This is a genomic window from Streptomyces amakusaensis, assembly GCF_039532665.1.
GTDB classification, from domain to species: Bacteria; Actinomycetota; Actinomycetes; order Streptomycetales; family Streptomycetaceae; genus Streptomyces; species Streptomyces amakusaensis.
In genome coordinates this window covers 1-7,092 of sequence record NZ_BAAASB010000054.1, presented here as the reverse complement: position 1 = coordinate 7,092, position 7,092 = coordinate 1, and the positions used below count along the sequence as shown (strand labels likewise).

Sequence of the window (7,092 nt, the reverse complement as noted above, 5' to 3'; positions counted from 1 at the left end):
CACCACGCTCTTCTGCCGCTCCGTCAACCCGGCCGAAAGCCGCCCCCCGTACCCGAGCCCGGGCGGGAGCGAACTCCGGGACACGCCACACACCAGGCACCCACTGGGCGCGGGAAACTACGGCGAGCTTCAGACGGTCGCCGCGCACCAGGAGGCGGCGGTGCCGCCGCGGGTCGACCCGGCCATCGCGGCAGTGGTAGAGCGGCAGACCGCCGCGATGCGGGCCCTGTCTCGCCATCCGTGGAGAGGTCAGCCACGCGGTAGAGGGCCAGGAGCATGGCGACCAGAGACTGGTCGGAGAGGACCGCGGCCACCAGGCCGTTCTCGCGTTCTTCGAGGGACGGAGTCCGGAAGTGCGTGTGGCTGCAGACCTGGGCTGCACGAACTCCCAGGTGTCCCGGTGGCAGACCAAGGTGGCCGACGCGACTCTCCCGGCCCTCATGATCGCCCAGATCCTGCCCTCCCGGGTCGTGGAGCTGTACACGGCCGACGAGGCGCAGTATCGCCAGCAGCCGCCCGTGACAACGCCCCGACCCCGGGATCGCAGTCCCTCTCGCAGATACCGGGGGCAGGTCGTTCAGCGTTGCATCGGGAGACTTGACTACAGGGCGGGTCAGCGCACGGTGAGCAAGACGGCGCGACCGTGCTTGTTCATGTAGCTGAACAGCTTGGCGATGTGGCTGGGGTGGAGCTTGATACAGCCTTCGGACTTGTAGTCCTGCACACCTTCCCAACGCTGCGGACTGTCAGCGTCGTCACGCGGGCCCTGCTTCCTGTCCTTGGTCATCTCACTGTGGATGAACAGGCCGGTGCGCCACGCCTTGGTCGGGTTGCACCGCTTGTTCGGCAGTCCGATGGCGTAGCCCTTGATCCGGCTGTTCCGGCCGATCTCGAAGGAAGTCGGCTTGTACGTGCCGTTGGGAAGCCACCCGGCGCCCACCGAGCATTCATTCCGGAAGAACTTCCTGCCCTCATCCGTGTCCCAGTCTGCGGCCGTCCCCTTCCCGGAACCGGCACGGAAGGTGGCGATGTGCGTCTTCCCGTTCCAGACCTGCAGCCTTGAGTCGGAAGGGTCCCTGTCGTTCTTCACGAACACCAGAGCGACGCGGGATGCCGCAGCAGCGGAGTGGGCAGCCGGCGAGGCATCAGCCGCCGGAGCGGCCATCGTGGTGACCGCTCCGGCGGTGACTGAGGCCATGGCCGCAGTCACGGCGAAAGCACTCTTGATCTTGTTCATGGTGATGGCTTCCCTGCTTGTTGTCGGCCCCGGTGAGGGGCGGCGGCCGGAGGTTCCGCGCCGCCGGAACTGAATCTGCCGCAGCCGGACGAGAAGAACACCAGTGCAAGAGCATCGGGGAATTGCAGCGCAACCTTGTACCTCCGTAACCTGCTGCCTCTTCGTTGCACTGCAACGACGAGTCCATCGGAAGGGGAGCCGATGAAGGAGAAGGGTCCGTTCGCGGACCTCGCGCACGGCCTCGTGGAGGCACTGGATGCATGGGCAGCGTGTGTGGAGAAGCCGATCTCGGAAGGCCAGCTGGCACGCAAGGTGTTAGTCAGGGCGCTGGAGCAGGAGCGGACGACACCAGAGTGGGCGTCTCGTGCGCCGATCGACGAGCCGATGCTGTCGTACTGGCTCCGCGGCCGTAGGCAACTCCTTCCTGGCACCAAGCACAACCGGCTGCCCAGTGTGGAGGACAGTACGGCCATCGCACGAGCACTCAAACCACATGCACCTGACAATGCCGAGCAATTGCCCACGATCGGCCGGGAGATCGCCGATCTGGCACACAGGCTCCAGGAGACGGTTGGACGTGGGTGGCGCCGCCAGGTTGGGGAGAGCAGCTACGTGCACTCCCCTGAGCAGATCGCCCCTGAAGAGTCCAACGAACTTTCAGCTGTCGTCGCATCGAGCGGCGCAGCTGGGCCGGAACCCGCAGAACCCGTCGCGCTTCATACGAACGTCGAACAGATCGCAGTATCCACGCCGGGACCTGCTGAGCTGCTGCCTGTCGAACCGGTCACCATTACAGCTTCGCCCAAGACACCCAGCTCAGCAGTTGGCACTGAGCCGGAATCCGCCATGATCATGGCGGCGGAAATCGCCGAGCGGACATCCCACCCAATGAGGAAGAGGTGGATCTGGGCAGGAGCCCTCACCGCCGCAGCCGTGACGATCGGCCTGTTGGCGTGGCCGGGCGACGAGAAGCCAACCCGGGCCAGTACGGGCCCGGATACGTCGGCGTCGCCGAGCCTGCCTGCCATGGACGCCGGTGGGCCCGGCGTTGCTGCCTCCACCGTGCCTGACGGCCTCAAGGGGAATCACCGATGCGGAAAACTGCGCAGCGCGGGGACGGTGGCGTGGAAGCCCTGCATGATCGTCACCCACGAGGCGACGATGGTTTTCCTTGTGCAGTTCACGAACACCTCGGGCAAGCCGATGAGGGTGAAGACAAAGCTTGCCTACGTCCAAGCCGCCGTGGAGCAGACCTGTCCCGCCCCCTGGGGAACCTCGGTGACCCTCACCATCCCAGCCAGGACCACTCGAATCAGCCCCGCTAACGCCTGCGCTGCTGCGCTAACACCCGTTCAGGCATTCCAGACCAGAGCCTGGGTAGTACCGCACGACGCGACGCAGTGGGAATACCGGGAGCACTCACCGACCCTCCACGTGCAAGAGGACGGCATTCCAGTATGGGCCGACCAAGCCCGTTAACCGCGCCTCCACCGCGATGGAGCCGAACGGCTGGCTCCAGCCGTCCTGCGACACGAACTCGGCCCCGGCGGGCCCGTCCGCCGAGACCAACAGGGATCCGCAGAGGTCGCAGCTGCTGCTTGGGGTGTCGTCCCCGCCCGCGCGGGGGTCGTTCTCGGCGTGGAGCAAGGTCCGCATGGCCGTCAGCATCGTCCCCGCCCGCGCGGGGGTCGCTCGAACCCGCCGGAGGGCTGGCCCGCTCCCGACGGGTCATCCCCGCCAGCGCAAGGTCTCCAGCTCGGCGACGGAGAATCCTGGCCGCGCTGGGGCGCTCGACGACAAGCACGAGGGTCCGATCGAGACCGAGGTTGTCCCCGCCCGCGGGGGTCGCTCGTCCTGGGAGGCGAAGTCCGACCCCTGGGCCTCGTCGTCCCCGCCTACGCGGGGGTCGTCCGTTCGAAGCTCGTCAGCTCGCGCGTTCGCCGGGGTCCGACCCGCCCGCGCGGGGGTCGCTCCCCGGGTTCGGGCGGCGGCTGACCGCCTGCACCGTCCGCCCCGCCCGCGCGGGGTCGCTCGCACACAGCCCGGCCAGCAGGGGTGTGTGGCTGGTGCCGGACCGAGGCGGCCATCGTGGAGACCGGGCTGGTCGCCGTCGCCGCCGAGGTCTGGACGTCGCTGCTGGCAGACAGCGCGCCCTTCCGGCACGAGCTCTCGGGGCTCGGTGGATCCGGGCGAGCTGGCGCGGCCCCTGTCCCGGCAGTGGCCGCGCGCGCCGAACTCCAGGCGGTCGAGGGGGCGCTGCTGGAGTTCCGCACCAGCCCCCTAGGTTGTACCGAGGAAGCCGAGACGGAGACCCATCGTGCGTATCGGACCGGGGAGGACAACCGGTGCTGGTGCAAGCACAACCCGAACTCCACGGACGCCATCACGGCAGCGAGCAAGGCCCCCGATACAGCGAGGGAACGCACCGCGCGGTCAGTACAGGCATCCGCCGACGCGACCGCCATCTCGACGGATACGGTGCTACCAGAGCCCGGTGGCACTTGACGCTGACCCACCAGCAGAATCCGGAAACCGCCGTGAAGCATGTAAAGGAAAACAGCATGATCACGTGACAACGCCGCAGGTCAGGAAGTGTCGTCCCCGTCCGTGCGGGGGTCGTTCGCGGACCGGAGACGGCGCACCGATCAGCGGCCGGTCGTCCCCGTCCGTGCGGGGGTCGTTCCCGGCCTCATCCGCAAGGCGCTGCGGTACGCGAGTCGTCCCCGTCCGTGCGGGGGTCGTTCGTCCGGGCTCTGGCTCGCCCTCCCCTACGCCGAGTCGTCCCCGTCCGTGCGGGGGTCGTTCCGCTGGCGTCGCTGCCCGGGAAGGAAGTCGCACGTCGTCCCCGTCCGTGCCGGGGTCGCTCGCGGGGTGCCGCCGTCGCGTTCTGCGACTGCGAGTCTGCCCCGCCCGCGCGGGGTCGCTCGAACAGCCCGGTCGGCCGGGCTGTTCGCCGGCACCGCCGAGGTCCAGACATCGCTGGCGGCCGGCAGTGAGCGCACCTGGCACGAGCTCCCGAGGCCCGATGGACCGGGCGAGCTGAACACGGACCCGCCACGGCCGTATCCGCGCTCGCCTTCGCCGTCCGCCAGGCCGTGGAGGCCGCGCTGCCGGAGTACCGCCTCAGCACCCTCCACTGCCTGAGCGGCACCCCGGAAGCCGAGCCGGAGACCCACCGGGCGGACCAGACCGGGTAGAACCGGCTCCGGTACCGGCACAAACCGAACCGCCCGGTGAGTACACACATCCGTCGGCGAGGGTGCCATGCCAACGGATACGGTGCTACCAAAGCCCAGCACCACCGGCACTGACACACCACCAGAACCTGGGAACCGCCGCGAAGCATGTAAACGAAAACAGCATGATCACGTGACAACACCCCAGGTCACGAAGTGTCCGCCCCGCCCGCGCGGGGGTCGTTCGAACGTCACGGTGGAGCCGAACCGGGTCACCGTGTCCGCCCCGCCCGCGCGGGGGTCGTTCCCCGGGCTTGTTGAGCATGTGCCCTAGCATGGAGTCCGCCCCGCCCGCGCGGGGGTCGTTCGACCGGCACCGGGCACGCCCTGATCTGCACCCTGTCCGCCCCGCCCGCGCGGGGGTCGTTCGCGGGACGGGAAGACGCTGCGGTGGATGGTGCCGTCCGCCCCGCCCGCGCGGGGGTCGTTCCCGTCATGGAGATACACATGGCTGCTCACTACGGTCCGCCCCGCCCGCGCGGGGGTCGTTCTCCCCGGGCGCGTGCGTCCAGCCATTTCGGGACGTCCGCCCCGCCCGCGCGGGGGTCGTTCCTCGTCCCTCGTGACCACGACGTGGTGGTGGTGGTCCGCCCCGCCCGCGCGGGGTCGTTCTCTCCGGTCCAGCCCGTGCAAGGGCCCCCCGGAGTCCGCCCCGCCCGCGCGGGGGTCGTTCTGGCAACGGCCCAGGGTCGCCACCCGGGGCCGTGTCCGCCCCGCCCGCGCGGGGGTCGTTCGGTGTACGTCGTGCCGGCCGCCAGGGTCGCGCCGTCGTCCCCGCCCGCGCGGGGGTCGCTCCTGGTGCGGGTGGAGGGGCGGTATGTCGGCCTGGTCCGCCCCAGACCGAGGTGGCGATCCTGGAGGCCGGGCTGGTCGCCGTCGCGGCGGCGAAGGCCGTCGACACGGCGAGGGAGCGCGTAACCGAGTACTTGCTGGCGGCGCGGCTGGAGCAGCTGTACGAGCAGAACACGGCCCGGGCCGAGCAGGTGGCCGTGCCGTGGGCGGAGCGGCTGGCCCACCTCGCCGCGCGCCCGCTGGACGTCTACGCCACCGGGGTGGTGATCGCGTGGCCGCCGAGCTGAGCCGTGTCGACCTCGGCCGCCGGGCCCTGGCTGCGGCCCGGGGGACGGCGGGCAATCGCCTCCGTGGTCCGCCAGCAGCGTGCGGGTGCGGCCACCTCGGACCGAAGTAGGTATGCGGATATGGGTGTTCGGTGCCGGTGTGGGCGGGTGGTTCTGATCCTCGGCGCAGACGCAGGCAGGTGACCAGAACCGGTGTATACGGTGCTGTCTGGTGTCGACAACACCGCAGCAGCACCCGGGAGCTCTCCTGAAGCATGCAAACGAAAACAGCATGATCACGTGACAACGCCCCAGGTCAGGAAGTGTTGTCCCCGCCCGCGCAGGGGTCGTTCTCCGCATACGGCATGTAGCCCCGCTGCCGGAATGTTGTCCCCGCCCGCGCAGGGGTCGTTCCTGGCGGGTGGGGAGCTGGGTGATGGCCTCGTAGTTGTCCCCGCCCGCGTAGGGGTCGTTCGTACGTCTGCGCCGCCGCCACTTCCGGCTTCCTGTTGTCCCCGCCCGCGCAGGGGTCGTTCGCCAAACGCGGCGATCCGCCGCTCCACCCGGGTGTTGTCCCCGCCCGCGCAGGGGTCGTTCGCCCCTCCCCCTGGGCCCTACCTGATCTGGTCTGTCGTCCCCGCCCGCGCGGGGGGTCGCTCGAACAGCCCGGTCGGCCGGGCTGTTCGCCGTCCCCTCCGAGGTCCGGACGTCGCTGGCGGCGGGGCTGCGAGCGCACCGGCACGAGCTCCCGCGGCTCGATGGATCCGGGCGAGCTTGGACGCGGACCCGCCACGGCCGTATCCGCGCTCACCTTCGCCGTCCGCCAGACCGTGGAGGCCGCACTGCCGAAGTACCACGTCAGCGCCCTCGGCCGACTCGGGCGAGCTGAGGAAGCCGAGACGAAGACCCGCCGGGCGCACCGGACCGGGCAGAACCGACTCCGACCAGCACAACCCGAACCCCACGGACGCTCGGCGGCCGACCATCACTGCCGCGAGCAAGGCCCCCGACACAGCGAGGGAACGCACCGCACAGTCAGTGCAGGCATCCTCCGACGCGACTGTCATGCCGAGGGATACGGTGCTACCGGAGCCCGGCAGCACGTGACGCTGACACACCAGCAGACTCTGGGAACGGTCGTGAAGCATGTAAAGGAAAACAGCATGATCACGTGACAACGCCCCAGGTCAGGAAGTGTCCGCCCCGCCCGCGCGGGGGTCGTTCCACGTAGGCGATGGCCGTACCCGCCAGGGTCCCGTCCGCCCCGCCCGCGCGGGGGTCGTTCACAGCCAGTCGCTCAGCTAGCGTGGGTTCGCCGGTCCGCCCCGCCCACGCGGGAGTCGCTCACTGCGGGCTTCACGCCCGCGATGTGAAAACCGTCCGCCCCGCCCACGCGGGAGTCGTTCAGAGCCACAGCCGGCAAACCTGCCACCGCTACCCTGAGCCGACAGGGCAGAAACGGGATCGAAGGGAGCCAACCAGATGACCAGCGCGCCCGATTACAGCCACGGCATCGACTCCGAACGCGCCCTCAAGTACGCCGTCCAGCACATCCGCGGCG

General features: G+C 69.8%; 4 protein-coding genes and 2 CRISPR repeat arrays. Of the genes, 3 read left to right on the top strand and 1 reads right to left on the bottom strand.

Translation table 11 applies throughout. The features are described from left to right. Positions 1–613: 613 nt before the first annotated feature. Positions 614–1,237, bottom strand: a complete 624-nt coding sequence (locus ABD371_RS35565) for a L,D-transpeptidase (protein WP_344486867.1) — start codon at positions 1,235–1,237, stop codon at positions 614–616. Between the two features lie 201 nt (positions 1,238–1,438). Here ABD371_RS35565 and ABD371_RS35560 point away from each other — a divergent pair, with 201 nt between their 5' ends. The 3 genes from ABD371_RS35560 (at position 1,439) to ABD371_RS35550 (ending at position 5,552) form a co-directional block, all read left to right on the top strand. Further along, positions 1,439–2,716: a hypothetical protein gene (locus ABD371_RS35560; protein WP_344486864.1), complete on the top strand. Its 1,278-nt coding sequence runs from the start codon at positions 1,439–1,441 to the stop codon at positions 2,714–2,716. 609 nt (positions 2,717–3,325) lie between these two features. Further along, positions 3,326–3,742 (top strand): hypothetical protein, encoded by a 417-nt coding sequence (locus ABD371_RS35555; RefSeq protein ID WP_344486861.1) that lies wholly within the window; start codon positions 3,326–3,328, stop codon positions 3,740–3,742. Positions 3,743–4,630: 888 nt separating this feature from the next. Beyond that, a CRISPR array of direct repeats spans positions 4,631–5,025; the repeat unit is 28 nt; unit sequence GTCCGCCCCGCCCGCGCGGGGGTCGTTC. 293 nt (positions 5,026–5,318) lie between these two features. Next, the gene (locus tag ABD371_RS35550; protein ID WP_344486858.1) at positions 5,319–5,552 is read left to right on the top strand and encodes a hypothetical protein; all 234 of its coding nucleotides are present in this window, start codon (positions 5,319–5,321) and stop codon (positions 5,550–5,552) included. 303 nt (positions 5,553–5,855) lie between these two features. After that, positions 5,856–6,128: direct repeats of the CRISPR family, unit length 28 nt. Between the last annotated feature and the right edge of the window lie 964 nt (positions 6,129–7,092).